Origin of the sequence: Cohnella sp. AR92 (assembly GCF_003990975.1) — a bacterium.
GTDB lineage: Bacteria > Bacillota > Bacilli > Paenibacillales > Paenibacillaceae > Cohnella.
The window spans coordinates 188,301-214,691 of record NZ_RZJR01000006.1 but is presented as its reverse complement, the minus strand read 5'-3'; the positions used below and the strand labels follow the sequence as shown (position 1 = coordinate 214,691).

The following is a 26,391-nucleotide window of genomic DNA, read 5'->3' as shown; positions in this document are numbered from 1 at the left end:
AATTAATCGAGAATCGAGAGAGTGACCCGGACGATGTCGTCTAGAATCATCCTGCCGGAGCTTGTCTTGGCCGTTATCGCCAGCCCCCCCTGAGCATTGCTCAAATATCGCGCAAGCGCCATAAGATCCTGGTGACGCTCATGAAGCTCTCCCTGTTCCTTCGCCCGGGTCAAGGCGCGATAATAGGCGTCGATCGCACGGGTTCTTTCCTTCTCAAGGAAATCGGCAATCTCGGCATCATGCGGCGCCATCTCCACGTTCGAATTGATGAGGAAGCATCCTTTCGATCCATCCGGACCGGAAAAGATCGCGGATACTTCGCGGAACACGGTAGCAATCGCCTCTTTCCCTGAAGGCGTGCTGTCCAGAATACGAACCGTAGTGCTATGATCGGCATAGTACCGGAGCGCGGCAAGGAACAACTCGCGTTTGCCTCCGAAAGCGTTATATAGACTTTGCGCCTTGATTCCGACATGATTGACCAAATCCTGGATAGAGGTGCCTTCATAACCATGCTTCCAGAACAAATACATGGCTTTGGAAAGGACAACGGTTGTATCGAACTCTTTATGTCTGGCCATTAGAGATCCTCTCCATCAACAAGCTAAGGGTCATCTCATAAAGCCTTCTGGCAGCGCTCTTGCCAAAGGCCTCGTGTTCGACGCTGATGCGTTCGCCTTCCACGAATGCGCTTAGCGGTTCGGCCGGCGGAGCATCCATGCGGGCGATAATCGGCGCGACAGCATCCGCGATAGATTTTCCATGCTTCTTCAGCTCGGTGATATGAGCCGCGGTCGACTCGTCGTATTCGCCGGAAAAGCTGGTAGACACGATGCCCGGATGGAACAACGCGTATTTGATCCGGCTCCCCTTGTTGTTTTCGGCAAAAGCGACTCCAAGCAGGTCGTTCAGCTTCCCACCCTGGCCCAAGGCCGCGCCTCCGTGGTAATCTCGCGCGAGCTCGAGATTGTCCCATTGGATGGCGGACAGATTGTAGCCGGGTCCCGCAACGTTAGCGATAATCGGATTATCGGCTTTCTCCAGCAGCTCGATCAACCCATAACTGAGCACGAACCGACTCAAGTAGAATAACGCAAAATTGTCCTCGAACCCTTCTGCCGTTACCATTCGTGAGGAACGATAATGGCGCGCGCATAAGACTAGCGCGTCAAGCGCGGGGAGCCGATCTTTGATCTCCTCGATGACCCGCTTATTCTCTAGGACCAGACTAAGCTCCGCCTGGATGAAGGAAGCTCTCTCACCGGCGTTCATGTCACGCGCGGCCGCGAGTAACGCAAAGCCTTTCTCGGCATTACGTCCGACGACAATGACGCGGTCTCCTCTCTCTAGATAAGTCATGGCAAGAGCCTTGCCAATCCCGTCGGTTCCGCCCGTAATCACGATATTTCTCATGTTGGACCTCCTTGAGTATCGTTGTAATGAAGGATCAACATTCGTTTACTGGAAAAGAATAGCATTTCTTTATTGAGCATTCAAGATAAATCTTTAATGATCATTAAAATATTTTTTCTCGTAGAAGCCGGCAAACACAAACAAAAAAAGCTTGATTTCTCAAGCTTTTGTCCGCATGTGCAGCTATTGCGCACTCATCACTTCGGCATCCGTCTTGGATTCCTCGGTCACAGCCCCAGAACCTCCCTTGTATCGGCCAAGCTGTTAACGGAATGGGATCAAGCCTTCGGAAGGCCCGTTTTCACGGGCCGTTACGGAAACGTATATGCGACTCGGCAATAACCGGACTATTTCATCTCCACTACCTTTTTAAAAGCGGCTCCGGCTCTGTTCCACGTATATTTTCTCATGTCCAGTCGGCCCTGCCGGCCTTTCTTTCTGCAAAGCTCGGGATGGCGGTACGCCAACCTCATCTTGTCTTTTAAGCTGGACAAGGACGGCTCTGCCCATCGCTGCCCTTTCCCCGAGAATAAGGGTCGGAACGTTCTCGCGATCGAATGCTTCATTCGGATCTGGGGGTTCTGCAGTTTATAGCGAACCAAAAAGGAGTTGCCCTGGTTCAGAAAATCCATCTGCCCTCCCCAGCCGGTAGCGATGACGGGGACCCCGCTGGACAACGCCTCTAGAAAAGGAAGCCCGACTCCCTCTCCCCTTGTCGGCAGAACGAATACGTCGCCAAGCGTATACAAGCCTTTTAGTTGATCAGGGCTTATATATTGGGTGATGACGATGATCGGGGCGGTTTGTTTGCGAATCCCGAGCCTTCTTTTATAGGCTGCGATTCGGTTCCGAATCCACTGCCCGGTCTCGTGCCGCGAATATCCGTTCGTTTTGATGACAAGCAGCACTTTATCCTTCGCCGAGAATTGCTCCCAGTAAGCCCTAAGCAACGTCTCGGGATTCTTGCGATGCTGGAAGCCGAATATTGAAACGAAGACAAAACGACCCTTGGCCATCGGCAGCCGGAACGGTTTGTTTCCGGGCTTGAACTTTTCGCGGTGAACGCCGTGCGGGACAATGTAAATGGGGATCTTGATTCCGCTTTGGCGCAGAGCGATTTTATTATGGGTGGTCGGTACGCAAACAGCGTCGAATTGGTTGATTCTCGGGACCCAGCCCCGCGGAATTCGGGAAGTCTCCCAAACCGTATTCAAAATAATGCGGTCAAACCGTTTGCGAGCGCGCCTCATATCCAGCGAGGATGGCAATTGATGATAGATAAGCACTTTTCTCTTCTTCGAGGCGGCTTTCTTATGATTAACGGGGCTGTCGCCTACCTTGACGTTAACGCCTTGTCTTCGTAGAGCGGATACATACTCCCTGCTCGCGATTCCAAGACCAGAGGCGCGTCTAACCGGCCCTCTCCAAACCACCTGCGTGTTGGCCACAGCACCGCACCCTTACGTAGTTTTGCCTCCGGGAATGGCAGAACGAGGCTAATTCCTAGTATATGCGGCTGACTAATCCAAGGGCTGGGCGTTTCCTAAGGCACGTTCACGACAAACGGAACCGTAAATACTTTTCCGTTCTGTTGGAACTGTCCCCAAATCTTATAGACGCCGCTATGCGGGAACGTTGTCATGAATTTAGCGTCCGGTCCCGATGAATGCTCGTCGGATGGGTGCACGTGCAAATACTCGCCGCCCTCTTTGTTAAGGATCACAACGTGTCCCACGGTTCCGAGATAGGGCTGCAAATCGGCAATAGGCTGCTTCGTCTGAGCGTCTTTGATGTTGAAGTTTAATTCCAACTCCATGTTCGCCATCAAATGGTCAATGGACAGGGCAACAACTTTGCCGTCTACTTCTTTGATAAGCGCAGCATCGGGTTCGATGGGTTGGGCTTCCGGCGCTGTCCCTTGTATGGTGATCCATTGGCTTTTATTCATGGCTCCCTTCCCGGCCGGTGCAAAGTCCGAAATGATCTCATACTCCCCCGCGGTCGGAAATGCGGTCGTTACCGTAAACTCCCCGTTGCCTTTGTAATCCGGATGAATGTGGTTAAAAAAGGATAGGTCTTTGCTAACGACGATAATATGCATTTGCTTCTCGTGCTGCACATCAAATTCATCGATTGGGTTTCCGTCTTTATCCTGAATCCGGACCGTAATCGTCGTATCCTGGTTGGGTTGTGGCTGCTCGCTCGAGAGCATGAACATCGCTTCTACGCTCTCCGCTTGAGCGGCATCTGCAACTGACGCCATTGTACCCGAATGATGCATGGCCTCCCCTGATTTTCCGCACGCCGTTAACAGCACGGCAGCGATCGCTATTACCGTTAGTCCTATCTTCATGATTACCTCCTGCTCGGTTTGATGGATGGCCTGTATTCATCATGCTTTACCTAAATGTTATATACCCATATGGGGTATATAACGAGCGAAAAATAATGGCTGCAAAGCAGCCAATCAGTCGTCCTTTATTTAACATATCATACCCCGTATAGGTATGCAATATGTCTTGGATAATTCGATTCCGACATCAAGGCATAACTATCATCATTCTAACAACCCCAATGTCTCGTACACTTTCAACGTCACGACACCATTCGGGATAAGACCGTTCTGGCGTTGGAATTTCTTAAGGGCAATCGTCGTGGAAGATTTGAACCTTCCGTCGCATGGGCCGTGATAATACCCAGCGCTTTGCAAGCGGTTCTGGATGAGCTGAACGTCTGCACCTACGTCCCCTTCGCTTATCGATCTCGGCTCTTGATTCGCTTCGCCAAGCACATGACCGAATATGGTTACTTTCGTTCCAATGGGAATCCATTCGTATAATTCTTCCACATCCCGATTCCTCATTCGAATACAGCCATGGCTGGCATGTTGGCCTATGGAATATGGCTTATTGGTGCCGTGGATTCCGTAAATCCCCCAAGGCACGTTCAAGCCGATCCAACGGGAACCGAAGGACGGCCCCCAATTCTTCCCTTTGTAAGTGACGATGTATTCTCCCACGGGAGTCGGCGTAGACGGATTGCCGACCGCTACCGGAAAGCTTTTGTAAGGAATGTGATCCAAATAAACGATGAGCCGATGTTTCTGCGGGAACACTGCTACCGTAAGGTGACCGTTATCTTTGACGATCGGAAGCGCGGGGCCAGCATGGATAGGTATCGGCGTGAAGGTCTGGATGGAAAAGAAGAAAGTCATAGCGCCCCAAACTTTGAATCGATATCGAGTCATGGCCGTTCACCCGTTTGCGTTTTTCCGTTAGCTTGGCCTTAGGCCTTGAAATCATGCAATAACGTCCAGTGCTGACTGTTGGTTCTAACAAGCAAAAAAACCGCCACATAAGGGCGGTTTTCTCTTAGTTTGCCTTTATGGCGGTTCTTGATCATCCGCGTCGCCGTCAGCTCGCCTTCGCGAGTCTCGCGCCGCGAATCGAAGCGACGGCGTATACGACGAGCGCCGTCCAGATGAGCGCGAAGCCGACGAGCAGGACCCGCGAGACCGATTCCTTGAACAGGAATACGCTCAGAAACAGCATGATCGTCGGCCCGATGTATTGAACGAACCCCAGCGTGGACAGCGACATCCGCGCGGCAGCCCGGGCGAAGAAGAGCAGCGGCAGCGCCGTTACCACGCCGGACAGAAGCAGCTCGACGAAAGTAGACGCAGGCAGCGTCCATGCCGTCGTCTCTCCCGCGGCGGCCAGGTAGATACAGTACCCGAGCGCGATGGGCAGGACGACGGCCGTCTCCGACAATAAGCCTACCGAAGCGTCCTGAACGATTTTCTTCTTCGCCAATCCGTACAAGCCGAACGACGCGGCCAGCGTGATCGCGACCCACGGGAATCGGCCGTAGTCGATGGCGATGATGAGCACCGCGGCGCCGGCGATGGCGATCGCGAGCCATTGACCGCGGTTCGGCTTCTCTCGCAGGAAGAAGACGGCCAGCACAACGTTCAGCAACGGGTTCAAATAATAGCCGAGACTGGTCTCGACGACATGCCCGCTGTTGACCGCCCAGATGAAGATGAGCCAATTCGCGGCGATCAGCAGCCCGCTGGCGGCGAGCGGCAGCAGGAGCGCGCGGTTGGCCGCAATCCGCTTCATATCGCCCCAGCGGCGCTGGACGGCGACGAGAATCCCCATGAAGACGAACGACCAGACAACCCGATGCGATAGAATCTCGCCTGCAGGCACGTCGTTAAACAGCTTCCAATAGATGGGGAGAACTCCCCACATGATATACGCAATAATGGCGTTGACCAATCCGTTGTTCATAAACCCATTCCCCGCTTCTCGCTCCGATGTCTGAACGGATTATACGCCTCGATCCGAGCTTAAGCAAAGGGAATTATTACCTATTCTTGTGGATCGTATGAACCCGGTCTCGGAAGTCCTCTAATCGATATTCGCTACCTTCCATTCCCCGGCTTTGTTTTTTAACACCGTGAAGGCATACCCGCTATTAAAGAGGAAGCCCTCTTTGCTTAGCGAAGTAAAGACCACGTTGACGTTGTATCTTTTCTCGTCCAGCGCCGTGATCGAATCCAATCGTTCGAACCTGTACAGTTTCCCCTCATCGATAAAGAAGCTCAGAGCTTCCGCCAATTGTTTGGAATACAGCGATTTCTCGAATGCCTTGGCGTCCTTTGCTATGATCGCGTCCATGCTCTCCAGAGCGCATTGCAGCACCTCTTTCTCCGTTTCGTCCAACGTCGATTCGTCGTAGCTTAGGAACACGCCGGCTTTGAAGTCTTTGCTCGCACGCGTCTCCCTAATCGAAGCGATCATGTCTAGAAACAGCTTTCGCGCCTTCTCCTTCTCCTCGGAGGAATAGGCAAAGCGGATAATCAAATCAGTCGTTTCGCCGCGGTACGAGAAATAGTCGTATTCCATCGTCCGGTCGCTCAGGTCCGATCCCAAGTATTCCGTATAGGCGGTCAAATCCGGAACGCTATTCGGATAATCCGGTCGGAACAAGCTCCCATCCATGATAGCGAAAGAGTTTCTGGGCTCTCCATACCCCCACTCCACCCCATCGGGAATATCCCGTTGATCCATGAATTCCGGAACGTAAACCCCGTACGGCAGCGAAGCGTGTTTGCGGAATACGGCGTTCTCCAGCTTGTCATTATACGTATAAGCTTGAATAATCGAACCGCCCGACTGTACTTCGGTAAACAAAGACGTCTGCGTGCTTGGCGAGGCTTGCGGGCTCGATCGAGCGGAATCCATCCCGTTCGAGGCCGTCTCCGACGGCTCAACCGGATCTGCCGAGGATGTCGAGCATGCGGATAAGACGAGCGAAGCGAATACCATGATAACGAATAATCGAATGGCAGTCATCGGATACCTCTCCCTGATTGGAATACGGATAAGACGAATGGCATTTGGAAAAAGTTTCATTTTTTGTCGTGTCGCTTCTTCTCAAGCCTTCAAGGATGGTTTGTCCGCTAGTCTATCTTCAACCGCCAAGACTGGTACTCTTTTAATTTCAATTGAATTTCTTCCTTATACCGCGCGGTGTCGCCGGCAAATAAGGTCAGAGCAGGAATCGTATAAGACTTCTTGCTCTTGTTGAGGCTCTCCCAATCCCAACCTGCTTCGTGGATGCCGGAACTTCCGTTAAGCGCCGGATAAGCCAAGTATTCCGTTTGTCTCGTATAGCGAAGCATGGCATTCTCCAACCCGATTGGCCCACAGCTGGCGGCAAACATCCCGAAGTGCCCCCATAACGCGTCATACCCGTCTTCGCCCATAAGAAGCTTCCCCGGATGCCGCTTCAAGAAATGCTCTGCGAAGTCGGTGATTCCTTCGTAGGGAGAGTAATCCGGCGCATTGGACCAGCGGACGGCCCCGTCCAAGAATATCCCGTCGAAGCCGAAGGCGTCGATCAATTCATCCACTTTCCTCCGCATATAAGCTTGAAGACCTGGATGGCCATAATTCAATAGATAACCCATGTTTTCCTTCGAGAGATCGCCGTTCCAATCGATCCAGTTCTGAAGCTGCGGCATCCCCTGATCATCCTTAAGCGCGGCATCGAGCAGATCATGCTCCTGAAGAAAGCGAGTCGTTCCCAGATTAGGCCCGCCAAGCATGGGAATGACCTTCACGCCCAAGGAATGAGCCGTCTCGACAAAACGCTTCAGCCCGGTTTCGCCTCCCATTCGTCCGCTTACGCGATGGAAAGGATAGGTGTAATAATAACGGCCGTCCCAAGCTGGCAAGAAGGCGATCATGTGCTTCCCCGGCATAAGGCTGCACAGGTCACGAATTTGTTGTTCCATATCGGAGAACGTGTTGAAGACATGGCCTGTCCAGTGCTCGCCGTGAAAGTTAACCATCACTTTGATGTCGTCAATCCACCGCAGCTCCTGCCGATCATGGAACGGCTTCATGCCGTACAGCCTCTCCAGATCCCGGCAGCGCTCCGCAACGATCTCATGCCGAGAGGCAGCCTCCCCGAATTGCCAGGCTGGGAGCGTAATTTCATTCGTCCAATGTCGGCGGTCTTCCTCGAAGGCGAGCATAATCACTTGCGCTTGTTCCGCTGCGTCGTAATAGGCGGCGAAGCCCTTCTTGCGTACCCGCTCATCACGCGATAAGGCGTACCATTCACGAGTTGTCCCCTTAGCCGAATCGGCTCCGCCAATAAACGCCAAGGGCATCGTAGCTTCGCGTCCGGGATAAACGAGCGGTTGTATCCCTGCCGGATGGCGAAACTCCCAGCGGCCCATGTTGTCCGATTCCGCATCCAAATAGCGGACATGGATGCCTTTGACGAGGATAAGGATGGATTTGCATAATTCCGTGCCGTGTCGGCCGTGCCCGCTTATGATGATGCTTCCGTCCGTCATGTCCCGCTCCAGCATTAATTCCAAGGCTCCCTCGGCCGACAATTGACCGCCGGCAGCCGATAACCGATCGGCGGTCAACCGAAGTCGACCGTTCGCGTTCTCGGTCCGGACATGCTCGGGAGAAGGACAGTAAACATTCCGGTCGGTCGAGAGACGGATCGCAAATTGAAGCTCCCCGCAAGATACATAGGTGTCACCGAAAGGATAAGCGACCGCATACATCAGAAATCCCCCCATCAAATGGTATAGAATGTATCGTTCCATTTGATTTTAGGGCTTCTCTATACGACAATAATAGCAAATTGGCAAAAGAAATTAGTACGATTTAAACCTAACCGAGGTGTGTAAACGTTGCCCTTCTACTACAGCTTTGAAGCTCCGCCTCTCCCCTATTTTTACGTTTGCGGCAAACAGTCGATTCGAAGCGGCGAATCGCATGCAGCTCGATCGAATATCGGCGTCTTCGACCTTCTCTTGGTCACGAAAGGATGTCTATATATGGGGGAGGAAGGGCAGCGTTGGGAAGTTCGGGCAGGCGATATGCTTATCCTGCATCCGGAGCGCAGCCACTTTCCCGCAGCGCCGTGCGCGGAAGATACCTTGTTCTATTGGGTTCACTTCCAAGCAGGGCATCGTTGGACGGAAGTTGATTCGGAATCGAATGCCCCGCCGAGAGATTCCCCTAACCCGTATGAGGCTAATCGCCGAGATCCTGCGATATCCATGCATTTCGGCAGCTCGTATCAATTGTTGCTTCAGCAATACTGGACGTTTAAGCATAGGGTTGCCGTCGAGGAAGGAATCAAGCATCTCCTATCGCTTAACCACAAGACAGCGGTTACGAATTGCTGGGATCAGCAAGAGGCTTTTCAGAAATGGCTTCGAATCCTTTATCAAGAGACCCGGGACGTCTACCTGTCCGACGCGTTGCGGCTGACCGAGAAGGTGACGGAGTACATCCGGAAGCACTATAAGGAAGCGATCGATAGCGAAGCATTGGCCAATGAGTTCCACTTCCATCCCGTTTACCTGACGAGATGCATGCAAAGAAATTTGGGATGCACGCCTCTCCAGTACTTGCAGAAGGTAAGAATAGAACAAGCCAAACTGCTCCTGGTTAATACGGACCACAGCATATCCGCGATCGCCGGCGAGGTTGGCTTTGAGAGCAACTCCTACTTTACGAGATGCTTCCATCGATCCGAACATATAACGCCGAGGGACTACCGCAATCGGTTCAGAGCGTAAAAATCGGCATTCGCGAGTGCAATTAAAAAAGGGCTTCTCCTAAGTTCGAAAAAGCCCCTAAACGTTACTCCATCATTGAGCCCTAATCGAATATCTCTATGGTAGGCTCCGCGCGAAGTCCGAACCGGACGAAGGCATATCGCGCTTGGTAAATAGGCGTGTCCGGACTGAGGTCCTTATCCGTCCATCCGGGTCTATCCTTGAAGCTGTCCGGTCCAACCTTGTTCGGTTCTCCTTTGATGTGGTGATGAGGTCCCAGCAGATTGCGGCAGCTGCCCGAAAGCTCCAATTCGATCAAGTTTTCCCCCTCCTGCAGGTATGACGTCAGGTCCGTCTCGTAAGGTTCCCAAACGAAGGTTCGAATTTCTTGCCCGTTGACGAACAGCTTGCCGACAACCGCATCCGGCGGCAACCCCCATTCGAATCTTGAAGGGTTGCGTGCCCAGCTCTCTAACTTCAACGTTTGAGCGAGGCGAATCTTGCCCGCGAAGAAAGGAAATCCCTGACGCACGAGATCGCCGGACTCGACGAACTCGGGGGTCTCCGTCAGTTGGAACGGGCCTTCCGTGAATACGACCGCACGCTCTCCTTCCGTAAAGGACGTATCCGACCGGACGCCGAAGTCGCCCAGCAGATAGACGCTCTCTAGTTCCGGTGCGGCTTCGCCCGTCCGATTGAACCTCGCCGATAATCGAAGCCGATTTTTCCCTCTCTGAACGTTAGCGCCGATATCTAGCTTCCGGAAAGAAATATCCCGCCACCAGCCGCAGCTTCGGGATTCGATTGAACATCCGTTCAGGCGGATCTCGTAAGACTTCGGTTCTTCCATGACTAGATAGAGCTCGCGAAGGCTTCCCGGTTCGAAATTCGCATCGAATTCGAATTCCAGCTCGATCGGAGTCGCTCGATCAAGTCCCTTCAGGCGTTCCTGTAAGAAAATGACCGGTTGAAGCTCGGACCATTCCCCCTCGCCGATCCGCAAGCGGCAGTTATCCAACGTCAAACAGTTCAAGTCGGCAGCCGTTATCGTCCACCGTCCGCCGAGAGCTACCCGATGGCCCGTTCGCTCCTCGGTCTCGGTAGGCTCGTCGTCCGCTGCTTCCCGGTCCGTTGCCGCCGAAGCTAGCCCTAACGGATCGGCACTCACCATCAGCATGAAGGACTGGGCCGGATGAAGATCCAGCCGAACCCGGATGCCGCTGCCATCCTTATGAAACTTCCGCGCCGGGATCATGCCGCCGGTCTCTAGATCGATGAGCGTTAGGATCCCGCTTCGGCGAATCTCCATCTGCGCGTTCTCATAACTCTTGTTCCCGGAATTTACGAGATAATAAAGATGTGCTCCGTCCAGCGTCAACTCTTGGATATTGATCGTATCTTCCGCGATCGCCTCTTGCTGTCCATCCGTCAAGATTACGGAAGGAGGAGCAGTGTCCGCAACGGCTTGAAGAAGGGCTTCGCGGCTCCATTCCGGCCAGACGGCTCCCGCGATCAGATCGTCCAACGCGCTATCTCGTACTCCGTTCACCATCGATGGGAACCCGGGGAATGCGATCAGGCTGCCGCCTTCCTCCGCGAATTGCCTAAGCAGTCGGACCGTCGTTCCGGCCAGCGTAACGCTTGGAGGAATGACGACTACGGAATAGGCGGCATGCCCTACGATCAGCTTTCCTCCGTCCACCCTGCCATGACGCTCGATAATCCCCTCGCTTCCGTAATCGTGCCCGACGAACGATTGGCACAGCCAACGGGTCAACGCGGCGAACGAAGCGTGATAAGGCTCGATGGCGGAGGCGTCCCGCCCCTGCTGCTCTACCCATCCTGAACGGACGGGGTGCAGAAGCAACACATCCGCCTGACGTTCCCCTTCGGACAGGAGCAGCGACAAGCGGGCGAAGTAATCGTTAAATACCCGGTACTCGCCCCACCAGGGCTGCTGATAGAATAGCGACGGCGGATAGTCCCGCTTACGAAGTCCTTTCAGCGAATAGCTCTGCAGATGCTGGCACAGAAGATTGATGCCGTGCACATACTGCCACTCCCCGATGCGCTTCAAATCCTGGAAGCTAGCATTCCACCCCGCGCAGCCGAAACTCTCCGTAATGGCCTGCTTGCGGCCGAGCTGGCGCGCGACCGAGCTGACCTGCTTCGGCACGATCGGTTCCTCGCTGATGAAGTTCCCGAGCCAATCGCAGCCCGGAATGTGCAGAAATTCATAGGAAGCCAGCGGATCGCCAACCGAAGAAACCTGTCCCATCAGCGTTTGCTCTTCCACCACGTGGCCCGTCAACTTCCAACCTCTTTTTTCGCACCAAGCGCCGATCTGTTCCGAATAAGCGCGGGCGAACATGGCGGTGACCGTCTCCCAGTAATCGTAACGGTGCTTTCGGCAGTCTTCTGTTGGCAAGAAGAGGGATGGAAGCGTCTCTGTCACGTCATAGCCATGCCGCGCCATGAACTCGGCCGGCAGATCGAAGGACCAAGGCAGCGTCCCTCGTCCGTATTGCGGTTCGTCCGTGAATACGCCCGGAACGATGGACGCGAGCTCCGGACCGAGCTTCTCCCAATACGCCTCATAAGCGGCCTCGATAAAGGCCGCAACGACATGTTCGCTTAATACGTCGATATAATCGGGATTAACCTTGTAGTACAAGCGCAGTTCCGCGTCGCTCCGCTCTTCCGCCGACAAGAGACGATACCCCTTCTCCGACCGCGCGTAGTACGCAATCGTTCGGTCCGGGTCGGAGTCTTCTTCGAACGGCGCAGCTTCATAGGCAAGCCTCTTCTGCCGATACCTTTCTCCCATCGCGGGAACCTTGCCGTCGGCGGATCCGCTCGGCCACGTATTCTCGTCGTAAAGCCAAATTTCCATGCCGAGAGCTTTGCCTTTCTCCACGCACGCCTTTACGGCCGCCATCCACTCCTCGCCCATATAAGGCGTTTGCAGTCCGTCCCTCGCGTGGATGAAGAAGCCTCCGACGCCGGCCTGATGCATCTCCTCCATCTGCCGATCCAGCTCGGCCTTCTCCAACCGGTCGTTCCATGACCAGAAGGGGAGCGTGCGATAACGGGAAGAAGGATTCTGAAGTTCGTTCCCTATCTTCAATGTCGTGACTCCTCTCACGTCAGTCTGCGTCGATTGCGCCTGTCCTCTGCCAGCAAGAACGGGCTGCCCCGCCGCCATGGCGAATGACGGAGGGCAACCCCTTAGGTTACTTGCCGAGCGAGTTCATGTAGTCGACGTATTCCTTCTCGGCGTCCGCGGTAGCCGGGTACCATTCCTTCTCGAGGAAGTCTTTGAATTGCTGCTCGGAGATGGTTCCGGTAATGTACGCGATCTCCTTCTCATCCTTCTTCTTGACGAGATCGGGAATGGTCCCGTTCAGGTTCAGAATCTTCGGCGAGCGGACGGCGGGAACGTTGACGACCGTCATTTGCTTCATCGCTTCGTCCAGCTGAGTCTTGTAGACATTCAGCTTCTCCGGCGTATCCGCGTTAGCGATCGACGCTCCTTCCCCATTGATCGCGTTCGCAAGCGTCATGTAGGTGCTTGTAAGCGTATTGAGTTTCTCTGCCTGCTCGGCCGTTCGGGATACTGCTTTGGTAGTGGGATCGTAGCTATCGTAAGTCAGGCCTTGCATTCCGAGCTGGAACAGCGCGTTGGCTTCGGGCGTATTCCCCCAATCGAGGAACGCCAGGACGTCGTCGATCTTCTTGGAATCCTTCGGAATCATCCATCCGCCCCACATCGCGGGAGTCACCCAATCCGAAGCGACGCCGTTGCTGTCTTTGAGAACGCCGTGGTAGCTGAATATCTTCTCGGAATCCGGCAGTTTGCTGATGTTGCCCAGCACCGCGAACTGGTGACCGTAAACGATTCCGACCTTGTATTGGTTCAGCTTCTCCGTATCGACATAGATCTTGTTGATCAGAAACTCCGGATCGATCAGCTTCTCGTCGTTCAACTTCTTCAGATAGGTCAGGTAAGGGAGATATCCGGACATTTTCTCGCGAATCTTATACGTTCCGTCCGTGTCCTTCGCCCCGTCGACGACAGGAAGATCGAAAGCAGCCGCCAGGAAGTTCGTGGCGTTCCAAATCGTATTGCGGCCGAGGTCCGGTCCCGACAAGGATAAGCCGTACGTATCGTCTTTGCCGTTGCCGTCCGGATCGTCCTTGGTGAACGCTCTTACGACATTCGTAAATTCATCCAGCGTCGTCGGCGCCTTCAAATTCAGCTTATCGAGCCATTTCTGATTGATCACGTATCCCCAATGATTGACGACGTTCGCACGCGGGATGATGTAGGTTTTGCCGTCGTTGACCGATTTGACGGCGTTCCACATGTCAGGCGTGATATTCTTCATCAAATTGGGATAGTTCGCGATCTTATCATCCAGCGCGGCGAGCAGGCCGTTCTGGGCCCACTTCTCCATATTGGCGTCCGCTCCGTTGCCGGCCGTGCCCCAGTTGTAGATCAAGTCCGGAAGGTCCCCCGAAGCCATGACCACCTGCAGCTTATCCACGTAGTTGTTGATCGGCGGAGCTTCGACTTCTAGTTTCACGTTGGCCAGCTTCCCTGCTTCCTCGAGGATGGGATTCTTATCGATAACGACATCCGCGTTCACTCGATTGAACATCTTGATCTTAACGGGCTCTTTCTTGCTCTCCGTTTCCTTCGCCGACGCCGAGGCAGGCGCCGGAGAGGAACCTGATGCTTCGCTGCCGCTTGCGCCGCTCTCTTTATTGTCGTTGGAAGAACAGGCGGCGAGCGCCGACGTCAGCAACAGGACGGACATCAGGACGCTCACGCGAGAATGGCTATTTTTCCCCATGGACAAAATCCCCTTTATTATTCTTATTATTATTAAAGCCGCGACCGGTCACGGCCTTAACTCGGCTTAACGGATCGCTTGGCCTCAGCCCTTGATCGATCCGATCAGAATGCCCTTCATGAAATACTTCTGCATGAACGGGAAGATCAGGAGAATCGGCAACGTCGAGAAAATGATGATGGCCATCTTGATCGTAAACTCCGTAACGCCGGTGTTGACCGCATCGCTCGTATCCCTAGCAACGGCGCCGCTGTCCACGACCAAATCGCGGACGATAAGCATGAGCGGCCAAAGTTCTCTTTTCGACGTGTAAATGACCGCATTGAAGAACAGATTCCATTGCGACACCGCGTGGAAGATCACGAAGGTCGCGATCGCGGGTTTGGACAGCGGTATAATGATCTTGGCTAGAATCGTTACTTCATTCGCTCCATCGATCGAAGCCGATTCCTCCAGGCTTGGGGGAATGTTGCTAATGAAGTTCTTCATGAGAATTAAATTATAGGCGCCGAGAGCGCCGGGAAGAATCAAGCTCCACAGGGAATTGTACAAGTGCAGCGAGCGGATGAGATAGAAGTTCGGAATGAGTCCGCCGTTGAAGAACATCGTGAAGGTGATCAGGATCAGGGCGACGTTGCGGCCCTTCAAATCCCGCTTGGAGAGCGGATACGCGGTAATAAGCATTAAGAAGATATTGATCAAGACTCCGGCGACCGTAATGAGGATCGTATTGCGGTATCCCGTCCAAAGCACGGTCATTTTGAAAATTTGCCGATAGGCGCCGAATTCGGCATGGCTCGGGATGAGCTTCAGAGGATTCTGCAAATATTCCGTATAAGGCGTGATCGAGAATGCGGCTACATAGACGAACGGGAACAAGCAAACGAGCGCGAACAGCGTGATGACCGTATAATTGACGACATCGAATACCCGATCTCCATTGGACCTGATTTTCACGGCAATCCTCCTTTTTACCAGATTCCATCCTCTTTCATCCACTTCGCGATCCGATTGCTAGCCAGCAGGAAGATCAGTCCGATCGCGGAGGTGAACAGCCCTACCGTCGCGCCGAAGGAGAAGCGCCCGCCGAGTATCCCGACCCGGTACGCGTAGGTTTCGAAGACTTCGGAGACGCCCAGGTTCATCTGGTTCTGAAGGACGAAGATTTGCTCGAAGCCTATGTTCATGATATGTCCCAATCGCAGAATCAGCAGAACGACGATCGTGGATTTGATGCCCGGAACCGTTATGTGCCAGATTCGCTTTAGCCTGCCCGCCCCGTCTATGCTGGCGGCCTCGTACAATTCCGTGTTGACCGAAGCGATCGCCGCGAGATAGATAATGCTCTCCCACCCGGAATCCTTCCAGATGCTGCTTAGCACGACCAAGGGCCGGAAGTAAGCGGTATCGGCCAGGAAGAAGACGGGTTCGAACCCGAGCTGCGTTAGAAATAGATTGAGCACTCCCCAGGTGGGCGACAGAAAGTTGACCAGAATGCCTCCGATAACGACCCACGAGATAAAGTGCGGAAGATAGATAAGCGTCTGGGCGAACTTCTGATAGGCGCGGCTTCGCATTTCGTTGAGGAACAAGGCCAGCAGGATCGGAAACGGAAAGCCGAACACCAACTTCAGAAAGCTTAGGATCAGGGAATTCCAGAAGACCGTGTAGAAATCGTCAAGCTTGAACATGTATTTAAAGTTCTCGAAGCCGATCCACGGGCTGTGCCAGATCCCTTTGGCGAAGTTGAATTCCTTGAAGGCGATGACGACCCCGTACATCGGAACGTAGTTGAAAATAAGGAAATAGAGAATACCCGGAAGGAGCATGAGATAGAGGTACTTCTTCCGGTTGAGGTAACGCAGCGCCGATCTTAGATTTGCCGTCATCCCTGTTCACATCCCCGAGACCGTGGTTTAGTTGGAGAGCTAGCTATTTGGATATCATCTTCCCGCGCGCGTCACTTGTTCTTCAAGCAAAGCTTGATTAAGTCGTACACGTCCGCGGAAGCCAGGCATTCGTAGGTATCGCCTGCGCCGTAATAGATCTTGACCTCGCCCGATTCCTCCAATATCATCCCCCCGGGGAATACGACATGATTGCGGAAGCCGCCTTCTCTCTCGTAAGAGGCATCCGGAGCGATCAAGGGCTCCTGGTATAAACCGACGATCCGCTTCGGATTATCGAGATCCAGCAGCATAATGCCTGCCGTATACCTCTTCTTCCAGCTTGGCTCCCAGCCGTTCTTGCCCCGGGATGGATCGATGTCCACGGCGTGAAAGGTCGTCAGCCAGCCTTGAGGCGTCTTGATCGGAGGCGCCGCCGGTCCTAGCTTCGCGTTGGCGAAAGGAACCTGCTCGACGGCGAGCAGCAGATCGGAATTGCCCCAATACTTCAGATCGGCAGAATCGGAGATCCAAATATCGAAGCGCTCCTGCCCCTCGCGGCTATAGATCGTGAAGGGACGTTCAAGCCGGACGTAACGATCGTTAATCTTCTCGGGGAACAGAACCATGTTCCGGTTATCCGGAACGCTCATGCTGATGACCTCGAAGCGCTCGAAGTCTTCCGTCACGGCGATTCCGCCGCGTATGCCGTGCAGCGTATCGATGGCGAAGCACATATAGCAGCTTCCGTCAATAACGGTAAGGCGCGGATCGTAGGCGCGGATAATCTCCCCATCCTCGTCTTTGATATTGAAGCAAGGCTCCGGCTTGACTTCCCAATTCACTCCATCGTCGCTGAACGCAAGTCCAAGGTTCGTCGTATCGATCGGGGAAAGCGCTTGCAGATCCGCTTGGCCGTAATCGTTGCGGAAAATCATGACATAACGCCCTTGGAACTTCGTCACGCCGGCGTTGAAGACCAACGCGGGTTTGTAAGGGACTTGTTCGCTAGTCAGAATAGGATTGCTCGGATGACGAACGACTAACGGACTGGATTGGAGGGCTCCGATTAACCCTAATGTCGGCAAGTTCATATGATCCTCCTGTGCTATTAAGTTTCTTGGTTAATGGGCCTAATCAACTCCTGAACACAACCCTAGTTTATGGTATAATCGTTCTGCCAGTATCTCATATATTTACGCGAATATCCTATTTTTTCATCGTTGTGGGAGGTTTTTTATGACGATCTTCCCTATGAACAAGAATTTGTCCGATTATGAAATGATAGAACGAGGCTTTCCCTTCTACGTTTCCATTAATGAGATTCGCCATTTCTTCCCTGCTCATCGGCATGATTTTCTTGAATGCTCGCTAGTGATCGAAGGGGAAGGCCATGAGACGATCAATGGCGTGAAGCACCCGATGAGCCGCGGTACGTTCACCTTGCTGCTTCCTTACCAGATTCATGAGATCGTCACCTCCTCCTCAACCCCGCTCCGGTTGTTTAATTGCATGTTCGCCATGGAACTTCTCACCGCTTCGTCGAAGGCTAGCTCTTCCCATCTTCAATCGCTGCTCGTGGATAACCAACAGCCTTACTTGCAAATCGGCAGCCGGGAGCTTGCGCCGATCGAAGCGATGTTCGCGGCTCTCTTGTCCGAGTACCGGGAGAACAATCCTTTCCGCAAGGAGCTGCTGCCGCTGCGGCTGCACGAGCTGCTCATCCATTTCCAGCGCATGCGTCTAGCGCTCAAGGCGACCGAATCGCGGAAAGAAGCCGATTCCAAAGGGAACGGCGTCTTATGGCCCGTGATCGAGTACATTCATTACAACTACCGGGAGGACTTATCCTTGGCGGGCTTGTCCGATATGTTCGCCATCCATCCTTCCCGCCTGAGCCTCGAGATCAAGAAGCGCGCCGGCATCAACTTTGTCCAACTGCTGCACAGCATCCGCCTGAATCATGCCTGCAGCCTTCTGGTCGCGACCGACATGAGCATAATCGATGTCGCCTTGGAAGTCGGCTTCAGCTCCTATAAGGTGTTCGCGCGGGTGTTCCGCGAGAATAAAGGCAAAACTCCCGGCGAATACCGCCGGGAGCATGTTGAAGCTTATTGAGTCTTGCATGGGAAACGGTTCGCTATGTTCGGATTAAGCGGATTGAGTCGGTTTCTTGCGGATGGTCTTGAGCTCGAACGCTTCTTTCGGTATTCCGAGCTCGGAAGATTTTTTCTTCTTAATGATCATGGCCTGCTGCAAGCTAGTCGCTTGGAACTCGATGATCTTGCCGGACGGATCCTCGAATGCGTAATAGTTCTTTTTGTTGGACATGAGGAAATGGCCTCTCCTGTTCGGAATGTCAATCGTTCTCGAGCGTGCTTTTGCTATAGGGTCCGGGGCTGACTTCTGGAGGATCGATCTGAATCGGCTTATTATGCTTCCTCGTCTCATGAAGATCGGTCATTCCGGCTTGCTCCGTCTTTAAGTCCCGAAGTTCTTTGTTATCGGTCGCCATCCATGTCACTCCTTCTTAACCGGTTAACTTCTTACGGTAGTGTGTACTTCGCCTGCAATCCTATTCACTTCAGCGGCATATCAAAGTGGTGACAGGAAATTCTCATCTTCCGCTTCAGGTAGAAGCGATGGGCATCGAAGCGCTGAACCCCCGAATCCAAATGCAGAGACAAGCAGGCCGACTCGGCAGCCTCCCTCTCCAACCAATCGAACAATTTCTCCGCGAATCCGCGGGATCGGCTTTTCTCATCGGTAATCAGGTCGTCCACGTACAGGAATTGCCCGCTCGCCAGAGTTTGGCAGTACCGGTAACCGGCAGCCGCCGCCACTTCGCCTTCTTCGAGCAGAGCAATCAGTCGATAACCAAAGTCGGCCTGAAGCTGCCGGATCAGGGGAACGTAATCTTCCTTCGCCAGATGGGGGCGCAGTTGCTTCATGACCGGAAACGTGGCAAGAATATCCGAGTCGGTCTCCATCATTCGAATCGACATGTCATCACCTCTAGTAGGGATAGTCAAATTCCAATTTAATCGATAGAGTGACGCTCTAACAGAGCCAATTCGCAAGTTTTTAAGAAGTCCACTCGGTATCTCTAATGGTTTGAATGTTGAATAAGCGAGCGTAAGATCCATTTCTTTGCATGAGTTCTTGGTGAGTGCCTTGCTCTTTAATCTCCCCATGTTCGATGAGTATGATCTTGTCCGCATGCGTTATGGTAGACAACCGGTGAGCGATAATAAGGGTGGTTCGTTCTCTGGCGAGCCGATCAAGAGATTCTTGGACCAAACGTTCGGATTCGAGATCCAACGCGGACGTTGCTTCGTCAAGGATAATCAACTTCGGGTTCTTCAGGAAGACGCGCGCGATGGCGATCCGCTGCTTCTGTCCCCCGGATAACTTCACGCCGCGTTCCCCGATTTCGGTCTGATAGCCTTGCGGCAATTCAAGAATAAAATCGTGGGCGTTGGCGGCAATGGCAGCTTGCCGTACTTCATCCTCGGTAGCATTGGGTCTGCCGAACAGGATATTGTCGCGGATGCTTCCGCTGAACAGGATGTTATCCTGCAGAACGACTCCGATCTGGCTTCTTAAGCTCTGAAGGGTAACGTTGCGAATGTCCTCGCGATCGATCGTGATGGAGCCCTCTTGAATGTCGTAGAGCCGGGGAATCAAGCTGACGATCGAGGATTTGCCTCCTCCGCTCATTCCGACTAGCGCCACCGTTTGGCCGGGATGGATATGCAGATCGATCCCCTTCAGAATCCAATCGGACTCCTGGCCATAGCGGAACCAGACCTTATCGAAGAGGATCTCCCCTTTAATCTCTCGCATGGGTTTGGCGCCCGGCTCGTCCGTCACGTCGTAAGGTTCCCGCATGAATTCGAGGACTCTCTCCAGGGAAGCGCTGGCCTGAGTGAGCTCCGTGGAAGAGTTCACGATGCGTCTGAGCGGATTGTACAGCCTCTCGAGGTAGCCGAAGAAAGCAACGAAAGCGCCCACGGACAGGTGATTCTGAACGACTTGGTAACCGCCGTAGGCAATGACGAGAAGCGGCGCTATGTCCGTTAACGTATTGATGATGCCATTCGTCAGCGCGTTCCACCTGGAATGCGCAATGGCCCGATTTAAGAACTGCTCGTTCTTATTCCCGAATTGACGCAGCTCGTTCGATTCGAGAGTGAAGCTCTTGATCACGGGAATCCCGTTGATTCTCTCGTGCAAGTAGCCTTGCATCTCCGCTAACGACTGCGAACGCGATTTAGTTAACTGCCTTAATCTCTTATATAGGAACTTTACCGCGATCGCATAGAACGGCAGGACGGCGATGGACACCAACGTCAGCGAGGTATCCATGTAACACATGATTCCGATTGCGATGGATAGCGTGATGATATCCAGCCAGATATTCATCATCCCGGTCTCGACCAAGCCTTTGGTCTGCTCCACGTCGTTCATCATGCGGGAGATGATCTCTCCGGTCTTATGATTCTGATAATATCGCAGCGACAAGCGCTGAGCATGGTCATAAAGTTTGTTTCGAATATCGAACAACGTTCGCGAGGTGATGAGTTGGGCAAAATACTGGCGGTAATACTCGATCGGATAACGAATAATGACGAACAGGACGGACGCCCCGCCGATGACGGTCAATAAATTCGCGATTTTGGCCGAATCGGCCTGATCGCCCATAAGGACTTCGTCTACCACATATTTCAGGATCAAGGGCAGCGTTAAAGGAATGGCGAACTTGACGATGCCGATAAGTACCGTGACCAGAACGAGGCGCCAATAGGGTTTGACGAAGATGAAATACGCCTTGAAATTAGACAATTCGAACGCTCCTCTTGTATACATGCTCCAGCCATATTCGCATCTAATGATTAACCTTCCGATTCTTCATCTATATCATTCGGCGGCTGGCCTCTGAACATTTTATCTTATTTGCACGGAAAAGCCCAAGTCCTTTGCTTCGCGGCAAAGACTTGGGCTACTTTAGTGTTAATAAGGACGGCTTCGACGAACTTCCTCTGCGGCTTCAGCCAATAGGGTATCTTCCTTGAGTTGTTCCACTGCCGCCATCCAGTCCAGATCGGAGTCCGTTTCGGCCTGCAATCGCGAAGCGGCGTTGCGGCTCCTGTCCAGCCATTGCCTTCTCAGTTCTTTGGCGGAATGGAGTTTGTCGGTAAGACGTGCAAGAGTTTGTTCCAATTGATCCGCTGCCGCCTTCTTCTGCTCCGACTCTCTTCGGAGGTTCAGATAAGCTTCCTGTTCCTTCTGCGCCTTCATAAGCCATGATCGTGCGGTATCCGGATCATTCTGCTTGGCTGCTTCTTCCGCATGGGTCCGGTACATCGCAAGTCTCGATTCCATGCGAGATTCCTCCTCTTGGGAAGTCAGCCATTGGGATTGCGCTCGTCTGACGGCAACGGTCAATTCCCCTAACTTCTCCGAAGAAGCTTCGATAAAGCTATTAAGCACGAGCTCCGGGTTATCATCGGCTTGTTTATTGGCTCGAAATAGTGAGGTTAATCGATGTAAGACCCCCAAGGAAGTCCTCTCCTTTACTCGTCCTCGCAGTATTTGCGTTCCGCGCCGGACTCAAAGGAAGCCCCCGTGATAAAGGTTCCTTGCGCGCCGTCGTCCCCGTATTCGTAAACGAACACATGGCCCCTCGGAATCGTTCTTCCCAAGATTTGAACGGACTCCGTCGAGGCTTGAACACGGTAGACCGATGGAAAAGGACAACAGTACCAGTAGCCGTCTTCCTGAATCAAGCCCTGTTCCAGCAGCATCTCGACGGTCGTTTCGTACTCACGCTCTACATTGGTGACGAGGCAGGTTGCCCAATGTTCTTGAAGGTCCTCGACCGCTTGCTCCCATTCCCCCGCGTTGCGGATCTCTCTCTTGGCATCGCGAGAGGTTACCTTCCAGATGTCATTCGAGTCAAGCTTACATGTCCTTGTCGCTGTAAAAGTAGAGGAACCCGGTTGAACGTTTAATAAGTCCGGTGCACGCAGTCCCTGCGAGATCAGCAAATAATCCGTCAGCGCCAACCAATATTGCTTCTCGGCATCCTCATGACTCTCTTCGGATACGCGTCGTCCGTTCGTGAGGCTGCCTACAATGGCATCCCCGGCTTGCTTGCGAGTTCTCGCAGATTCATATAGAAGAATGACCGCTTTGTACGTATCTTTCTGATCTTTGATTGCTTCGATAGCACCGCTCGTTATCTCCTCCATCTGTTGAGCCGCGCGGCGAAGCCCGGCGAGATGGGCGACCGGACACGGCTTCGGCCCTTCCACGATCGATCCGAGCCGAATCGGCAGTTCGATCGCCGAAGAACGTTCAAATGCGACTTCTTGTCGAGCGGCAATCATCATTTCGGGTATTTTGCCATACCAGATATCCGCTTGTTCGTGAGTGACGATCGGAACGGACTTGTTCTCGTTGCCATAACTGTAGAAGGCCTCTGCCAGCAAGGCATCGGCCATTATCTGAAAGGATCTCGCAGCCTGCATGAAAGCAAGCGCGCGCGGCTTATCGCAAGCGGCCAGCTCCACATGAAGATCATATACTTGCTCTCCGAGTCTTCTATAGCTTTCTAATTGTTCAATCGGACAGATGCGTTCTCCGGTTACACTCTCGCGGATCCAGCTGAATAACCCCATCGTGCAAGACCTCCACGCTTAATTATCCCTATAATAATACAAATATCTACGTAAAATCTCCATCACTTGGTTCAAAAGTTAAACTTGAGTAAATTGACATCCTAACGGTCAATGGATAACATATGAACATATACTCATATGATAAAGGGGTGAACGGAATGGAACTGCGCGTAAAAGGATTGTCCTGCCCGAATTGCGCTGCCGAGCTTGAGGGAGAGATTCGCAGGCTCGAACACGGACAAGAGGCGACCTTAAGCTATAATTCCGGCAAGCTGATCGTAAACGACAAGATTTCCCTTGAGCAAGTGAGCCGTATCCTTCGATCGGACGGAGCTTATCTGGAGTCCCCGGCATATCCGCAACGCAAGCATGACCAGCACGACCATCATCACTCCCATAAACACGATCACGACCATGATCACGGTCATGATCACGGTCATGATCACGGTCATGATCACGGTCATGATCATGGCGCCGATGGAATGAAGCGGATCATCGCTATTCTGAGCCTAGCCACTATTCTCTATATCGGGACTATTCTCGCATCTCCTTATCTCGCGGATTCCACGTCCATTGTGTTGTACCTCATCGCTTCCCTGCTCAGCGGCTACTCGACGTTCTGGCGCGGTTTAAAGAACTTGGCCAGATTCAAATTCAATATCGATACGCTCATGACCATTGCGTTAATCGGGGCCGCCGCTATCGGAGACTGGAGAGAAGCGACGCTTGTCGCCATCCTGTTCGGGCTCAATGAGCTGCTTGAAGGATTAGGCATGGAAAAGGCAAGAAAGTCGATGGAGACCCTGCTGCAGGTTGCGCCCAAAACGGCCATTCGGGTGGAAGATGGCTTCGAGACGGTGGTTCCCATCTCCCAATTGCAAGTCGGAGATCTCGTCCTGGTTAAGCCCGGCGAGAAAATCCCTTCGGACGGGCAGGTGACTAGCGGCAAGAGCTCCGTTAATGAAGCGGCTATTACGGGCGAATCATTGCCCGTCGAGAAAGCTCCCGGCGAACGCGTCTTCGGAGGAAGCTTGAATAATGAAGGCGTCCTGCGGGTTCGGATCGATAAAGCGTACGAAGACTCTTCGTTAGCCAAGATCCTTCATCTTGTACAAGAGGCCCAGGAGACGAAGACCCCGACGGAACTCTTCATCAATAAATTTTCCCGCTACTATACGCCGATCATTATCGCCATCGCGATCCTTGTGATCGCGGTCCCTCCTCTCTTCCTGGGCGGAGACTGGTCGGATTGGCTCTATCAAGGCTTGGCCGTATTAATCGTCGGATGTCCGTGCGCGCTTATTCTCTCCTCTCCGATCGCTATCGTGTCCGGTATCACCCGCAACGCCCGCAACGGCATCCTTGTTAAAGGAGGGGTATTCCTGGAGCAGCTCGGCAAGCTGGATGCGCTTGCTCTCGATAAGACGGGAACGCTCACCATGGGCGAACCGCACGTGGAAGAGACGATCGTATACGATAACGAACGCTTCTACATGGTCGCGGGAGCTATCGAGAAGGCTTCCGTCCATCCGCTCGCCAAAGCGGTCATGCGGGAAGTGAACGCTAAAGGAATCGATACGCATGATGCCGAAGAGATCGAGACGGTGTCCGGACAAGGGATTACGGCTGCGTACCAGGGCCGTCGATATTGGCTGGGGAACGAGAAAAGCATCCGCCATCTGACTTTTACCGATGAGGTTCGTACCGCCGTGCAAGCGTTAAAGGACAAAGGACTCACGCTTGTCCTGCTGGCGGATGAGAGCGGCGTTCTCGGTATGTTCGGAATCGCCGACCGAATTCGCGAGGAGAGCCCTTCGGTCATTAAGGAGCTTCACCGCAGCGGAATCAAACGGACGGTTATGCTTACGGGGGATCATGCGCAAACCGCCGCCAAAGTCGCTCAAGCCGTTGGCGTCAGCGAATATTACGGAGATCTTCTTCCGGAGGACAAGGTAGCCAAGGTGAAGGAATTGGCCCGAACCGGAACGGTCGGAATGATCGGCGACGGCATCAATGACGCTCCCGCCTTGGCTTCGGCTCAACTGGGCATCGCCATGGGCAAAGGAACGGACAGCGCAATCGAAACGGCGGATATCGTTCTTATGCAAGATCATCTCGGGAAGCTTCCCTCCGCGATTCGCGTCTCGAAGAAGGTTAATCGGATTATTCGCTTCAATATCGGTACCGCCATGGGCTTAAAGCTGATCGCCTTGCTGTTAACCATACCGGGTTGGCTTACGCTCTGGATCGCCATTCTCTCCGACATGGGGGCAACGATCTTCGTGACGTTGGTCAGCTTAACCGTATTGATTCAGAGGCAAAGAGAACAAGGATAACGCGAAGGAGCTCCCGAACGCTCGGGAGCTCCTTCGTTATTAGCGGCTAGCAAGACTAGAATAGCCGAAGAAATAGGAACTATCTTAAATAATGAGACTGCTAACGGCGAAGCCCGTTCCCAGGAAGACGCAGAACAGCAGCACGCCGACGGCCGCATTGCCCTTCTGCAAGTGCTCGGAGATCCGGAGTCCAGGCGTCAGAAGCTCGAAGATCCAGTAAGTCGCGATGAGAATGACATAGCCCACGGCGAACCAGAGCATCATGTGCCAGATGGTCGTATTGGTATAAGCGGATACGCCGAGAATGATGGCGGTAGAGAGGAACTTCCCGCCGAAGGCGAGTCCGACGGCCGAATTGCCCTTCTTCAATTCTTCCAAGTCGTTAAACGGAGTCATCAGACTGAATATCAGCATGCCCGCCATCTGCAACACGATGATGACGACGACGCTTACCACGATATTGACGAATTCTGTCATTGCGCCCACCCCCGGAATTTAGCATAAACCGTATCGTAATTTTCAAAATCGTGCACCTGCTCGACGTTCACTTTCGCTTTGGTTTGCTTCTTAAGCGCTTCGTACTTCTCCGCGCTGACCGGCTGCTTGACCGCGTTTCCGGACGGCATCGTGATCACGGCGAACTGGCGCGTCTCGCCTGCCTTCTCCGTCTTGTACACGCCGACCAGATCCACTTCCGTCACGATCGTCTCCTTCAGCTCGGCGATGTCTTTCTCGGCGCTCTGCTCATCCTTGTAGGACTTTAGCGTTATCCAAGACGAAAGGTTGATCTGGCTGCGGTTCCGAGCGTCCGTAGCGATCTGCGCATCCATGAATTGCAGCGTCCAGACCGCATCGCCGGTCGCGTAATTGTTATCGTTGGGAAGCAGGACGTTATCCGGCAGGAGAGTCATGTCGCTGCCGACTAGATCCCCGACGGTTCCCTGGACGATCCGATAGTCCCAAGGCACGCGCGTATGGTTAGCCGACTGGTCGTCCGGTATTGTCGAAGTGACGGAAGACGAAGTCGTGAAGACCGAAGATTGATGATCGTACCCGCAGGAACCGAGGACAAGCACGAGAACGATTCCGCTTATGATTTTGAACGAATTCTTCATG

The 26,391-nt window shown here is 53.2% G+C and carries 24 protein-coding genes; 3 read left to right on the top strand and 21 right to left on the bottom strand.

Annotation, left to right across the window (positions count from 1 at the left end; all coding sequences use genetic code 11):
• Nucleotides 1-2 precede the first annotated feature (2 nt).
• The 8 genes from ELR57_RS11450 to ELR57_RS11415 form a co-directional block, all read right to left on the bottom strand.
• On the bottom strand, nucleotides 3-581 hold the full coding sequence (locus ELR57_RS11450) for a TetR/AcrR family transcriptional regulator (RefSeq protein ID WP_126959204.1): 579 nt from the start codon (nucleotides 579-581) through the stop codon (nucleotides 3-5).
• Nucleotides 568-1,413, bottom strand: a complete 846-nt coding sequence (locus tag ELR57_RS11445; protein WP_126959203.1) for an SDR family NAD(P)-dependent oxidoreductase — start codon at nucleotides 1,411-1,413, stop codon at nucleotides 568-570. The genes ELR57_RS11450 and ELR57_RS11445 overlap by 14 nt, the downstream gene beginning before the upstream one ends.
• Nucleotides 1,414-1,760: 347 nt before the next feature.
• Entirely contained in the window at nucleotides 1,761-2,861 is a 1,101-nt protein-coding gene (locus ELR57_RS11440) for a glycosyltransferase family 4 protein (protein ID WP_126959202.1), read from the bottom strand.
• 95 nt (nucleotides 2,862-2,956) lie between these two features.
• Nucleotides 2,957-3,766, bottom strand: a complete 810-nt coding sequence (locus ELR57_RS11435) for a hypothetical protein (protein WP_126959201.1) — start codon at nucleotides 3,764-3,766, stop codon at nucleotides 2,957-2,959.
• A gap of 204 nt (nucleotides 3,767-3,970) precedes the next feature.
• Nucleotides 3,971-4,627: a L,D-transpeptidase family protein gene (locus tag ELR57_RS11430; protein ID WP_238162504.1), complete on the bottom strand. Its 657-nt coding sequence runs from the start codon at nucleotides 4,625-4,627 to the stop codon at nucleotides 3,971-3,973.
• A 199-nt stretch (nucleotides 4,628-4,826) separates the two neighbouring features.
• Nucleotides 4,827-5,705, bottom strand: coding sequence for an EamA family transporter RarD (rarD, locus tag ELR57_RS11425; RefSeq protein ID WP_126959199.1), 879 nt, complete (start codon nucleotides 5,703-5,705; stop codon nucleotides 4,827-4,829).
• Nucleotides 5,706-5,825: 120 nt separating this feature from the next.
• The gene (locus tag ELR57_RS11420) at nucleotides 5,826-6,773 is read right to left on the bottom strand and encodes a hypothetical protein (protein WP_126959198.1); all 948 of its coding nucleotides are present in this window, start codon (nucleotides 6,771-6,773) and stop codon (nucleotides 5,826-5,828) included.
• Between the two features lie 107 nt (nucleotides 6,774-6,880).
• The gene (locus ELR57_RS11415) at nucleotides 6,881-8,551 is read right to left on the bottom strand and encodes a hypothetical protein (RefSeq protein WP_126959197.1); all 1,671 of its coding nucleotides are present in this window, start codon (nucleotides 8,549-8,551) and stop codon (nucleotides 6,881-6,883) included.
• Between the two features lie 87 nt (nucleotides 8,552-8,638).
• Here ELR57_RS11415 and ELR57_RS11410 point away from each other — a divergent pair, with 87 nt between their 5' ends.
• A complete protein-coding gene (locus tag ELR57_RS11410; RefSeq protein ID WP_370452253.1) occupies nucleotides 8,639-9,535 on the top strand; it encodes a helix-turn-helix domain-containing protein in 897 nt (298 codons plus the stop codon).
• An 82-nt stretch (nucleotides 9,536-9,617) separates the two neighbouring features.
• On the opposite strand, the gene ELR57_RS11405 is transcribed toward ELR57_RS11410, so the two are convergent.
• From ELR57_RS11405 to ELR57_RS11385, 5 genes are all read right to left on the bottom strand, one after another.
• Nucleotides 9,618-12,641 (bottom strand): glycosyl hydrolase, encoded by a 3,024-nt coding sequence (locus ELR57_RS11405; protein ID WP_158630002.1) that lies wholly within the window; start codon nucleotides 12,639-12,641, stop codon nucleotides 9,618-9,620.
• 106 nt (nucleotides 12,642-12,747) lie between these two features.
• Entirely contained in the window at nucleotides 12,748-14,370 is a 1,623-nt protein-coding gene (locus ELR57_RS11400; protein ID WP_126959194.1) for an extracellular solute-binding protein, read from the bottom strand.
• Nucleotides 14,371-14,454: 84 nt separating this feature from the next.
• The gene (locus tag ELR57_RS11395; protein WP_202866410.1) at nucleotides 14,455-15,327 is read right to left on the bottom strand and encodes a carbohydrate ABC transporter permease; all 873 of its coding nucleotides are present in this window, start codon (nucleotides 15,325-15,327) and stop codon (nucleotides 14,455-14,457) included.
• 14 nt (nucleotides 15,328-15,341) lie between these two features.
• A complete protein-coding gene (locus ELR57_RS11390) occupies nucleotides 15,342-16,259 on the bottom strand; it encodes an ABC transporter permease (protein ID WP_126959193.1) in 918 nt (305 codons plus the stop codon).
• A 71-nt stretch (nucleotides 16,260-16,330) separates the two neighbouring features.
• On the bottom strand, nucleotides 16,331-17,350 hold the full coding sequence (locus tag ELR57_RS11385) for a glycoside hydrolase family 130 protein (protein ID WP_126959192.1): 1,020 nt from the start codon (nucleotides 17,348-17,350) through the stop codon (nucleotides 16,331-16,333).
• Nucleotides 17,351-17,495: 145 nt separating this feature from the next.
• On the opposite strand from ELR57_RS11385, the gene ELR57_RS11380 reads away from it, so the two are divergent.
• Nucleotides 17,496-18,374: an AraC family transcriptional regulator gene (locus ELR57_RS11380; RefSeq protein WP_126959191.1), complete on the top strand. Its 879-nt coding sequence runs from the start codon at nucleotides 17,496-17,498 to the stop codon at nucleotides 18,372-18,374.
• 33 nt (nucleotides 18,375-18,407) lie between these two features.
• Here ELR57_RS11380 and ELR57_RS11375 read toward each other — a convergent pair whose 3' ends face one another.
• The 6 genes from ELR57_RS11375 to ELR57_RS11355 all read right to left on the bottom strand — a co-directional run bounded on the left by ELR57_RS11375 (nucleotide 18,408) and on the right by ELR57_RS11355 (nucleotide 22,939).
• Nucleotides 18,408-18,587, bottom strand: a complete 180-nt coding sequence (locus tag ELR57_RS11375; protein WP_126959190.1) for a hypothetical protein — start codon at nucleotides 18,585-18,587, stop codon at nucleotides 18,408-18,410.
• 28 nt (nucleotides 18,588-18,615) lie between these two features.
• Nucleotides 18,616-18,771 carry a hypothetical protein gene (locus ELR57_RS28100; protein ID WP_192896563.1) on the bottom strand — a complete coding sequence of 52 codons (156 nt, stop codon included), beginning with the start codon at nucleotides 18,769-18,771 and terminating at the stop codon, nucleotides 18,616-18,618.
• A 64-nt stretch (nucleotides 18,772-18,835) separates the two neighbouring features.
• On the bottom strand, nucleotides 18,836-19,261 hold the full coding sequence (locus ELR57_RS11370; RefSeq protein ID WP_126959189.1) for a GNAT family N-acetyltransferase: 426 nt from the start codon (nucleotides 19,259-19,261) through the stop codon (nucleotides 18,836-18,838).
• 79 nt (nucleotides 19,262-19,340) lie between these two features.
• On the bottom strand, nucleotides 19,341-21,101 hold the full coding sequence (locus ELR57_RS11365; protein ID WP_126959188.1) for an ABC transporter ATP-binding protein: 1,761 nt from the start codon (nucleotides 21,099-21,101) through the stop codon (nucleotides 19,341-19,343).
• Nucleotides 21,102-21,269: 168 nt separating this feature from the next.
• On the bottom strand, nucleotides 21,270-21,641 hold the full coding sequence (locus tag ELR57_RS11360) for a hypothetical protein (protein WP_126959187.1): 372 nt from the start codon (nucleotides 21,639-21,641) through the stop codon (nucleotides 21,270-21,272).
• 191 nt (nucleotides 21,642-21,832) lie between these two features.
• Entirely contained in the window at nucleotides 21,833-22,939 is a 1,107-nt protein-coding gene (locus ELR57_RS11355) for a hypothetical protein (RefSeq protein WP_126959186.1), read from the bottom strand.
• Between the two features lie 158 nt (nucleotides 22,940-23,097).
• Here ELR57_RS11355 and ELR57_RS11350 point away from each other — a divergent pair, with 158 nt between their 5' ends.
• Nucleotides 23,098-25,275: a heavy metal translocating P-type ATPase gene (locus ELR57_RS11350; protein ID WP_126959185.1), complete on the top strand. Its 2,178-nt coding sequence runs from the start codon at nucleotides 23,098-23,100 to the stop codon at nucleotides 25,273-25,275.
• Between the two features lie 84 nt (nucleotides 25,276-25,359).
• Here the strand turns inward: ELR57_RS11350 and ELR57_RS11345 are convergent, their stop codons facing one another.
• Together ELR57_RS11345 and ELR57_RS11340 are read right to left on the bottom strand one after the other, a co-directional pair.
• Nucleotides 25,360-25,752: a DUF350 domain-containing protein gene (locus tag ELR57_RS11345; protein WP_126959184.1), complete on the bottom strand. Its 393-nt coding sequence runs from the start codon at nucleotides 25,750-25,752 to the stop codon at nucleotides 25,360-25,362.
• Nucleotides 25,749-26,390 (bottom strand): hypothetical protein, encoded by a 642-nt coding sequence (locus ELR57_RS11340; RefSeq protein WP_126959183.1) that lies wholly within the window; start codon nucleotides 26,388-26,390, stop codon nucleotides 25,749-25,751. The genes ELR57_RS11345 and ELR57_RS11340 overlap by 4 nt, the downstream gene beginning before the upstream one ends.
• Between the last annotated feature and the right edge of the window lies 1 nt (nucleotide 26,391).

Coding starts and splice junctions, on each gene's coding strand:
- ELR57_RS11450 (WP_126959204.1), bottom strand. CDS start 581: ATGGCCAGACATAAAGAGTTCGATACAACCGTTGTCCTTTCCAAAGCC.
- ELR57_RS11445 (WP_126959203.1), bottom strand. CDS start 1,413: ATGAGAAATATCGTGATTACGGGCGGAACCGACGGGATTGGCAAGGCT.
- ELR57_RS11435 (WP_126959201.1), bottom strand. CDS start 3,766: ATGAAGATAGGACTAACGGTAATAGCGATCGCTGCCGTGCTGTTAACG.
- ELR57_RS11430 (WP_238162504.1), bottom strand. CDS start 4,627: ATGACTTTCTTCTTTTCCATCCAGACCTTCACGCCGATACCTATCCAT.
- rarD (WP_126959199.1), bottom strand. CDS start 5,705: ATGAACAACGGATTGGTCAACGCCATTATTGCGTATATCATGTGGGGA.
- ELR57_RS11420 (WP_126959198.1), bottom strand. CDS start 6,773: ATGACTGCCATTCGATTATTCGTTATCATGGTATTCGCTTCGCTCGTC.
- ELR57_RS11415 (WP_126959197.1), bottom strand. CDS start 8,551: ATGGAACGATACATTCTATACCATTTGATGGGGGGATTTCTGATGTAT.
- ELR57_RS11400 (WP_126959194.1), bottom strand. CDS start 14,370: ATGGGGAAAAATAGCCATTCTCGCGTGAGCGTCCTGATGTCCGTCCTG.
- ELR57_RS11390 (WP_126959193.1), bottom strand. CDS start 16,259: ATGACGGCAAATCTAAGATCGGCGCTGCGTTACCTCAACCGGAAGAAG.
- ELR57_RS11385 (WP_126959192.1), bottom strand. CDS start 17,350: ATGAACTTGCCGACATTAGGGTTAATCGGAGCCCTCCAATCCAGTCCG.
- ELR57_RS11380 (WP_126959191.1), top strand. CDS start 17,496: ATGACGATCTTCCCTATGAACAAGAATTTGTCCGATTATGAAATGATA.
- ELR57_RS11375 (WP_126959190.1), bottom strand. CDS start 18,587: ATGTCCAACAAAAAGAACTATTACGCATTCGAGGATCCGTCCGGCAAG.
- ELR57_RS28100 (WP_192896563.1), bottom strand. CDS start 18,771: ATGGCGACCGATAACAAAGAACTTCGGGACTTAAAGACGGAGCAAGCC.
- ELR57_RS11370 (WP_126959189.1), bottom strand. CDS start 19,261: ATGTCGATTCGAATGATGGAGACCGACTCGGATATTCTTGCCACGTTT.
- ELR57_RS11360 (WP_126959187.1), bottom strand. CDS start 21,641: ATGGAATCGAGACTTGCGATGTACCGGACCCATGCGGAAGAAGCAGCC.
- ELR57_RS11355 (WP_126959186.1), bottom strand. CDS start 22,939: ATGGGGTTATTCAGCTGGATCCGCGAGAGTGTAACCGGAGAACGCATC.
- ELR57_RS11350 (WP_126959185.1), top strand. CDS start 23,098: ATGGAACTGCGCGTAAAAGGATTGTCCTGCCCGAATTGCGCTGCCGAG.
- ELR57_RS11345 (WP_126959184.1), bottom strand. CDS start 25,752: ATGACAGAATTCGTCAATATCGTGGTAAGCGTCGTCGTCATCATCGTG.
- ELR57_RS11340 (WP_126959183.1), bottom strand. CDS start 26,390: ATGAAGAATTCGTTCAAAATCATAAGCGGAATCGTTCTCGTGCTTGTC.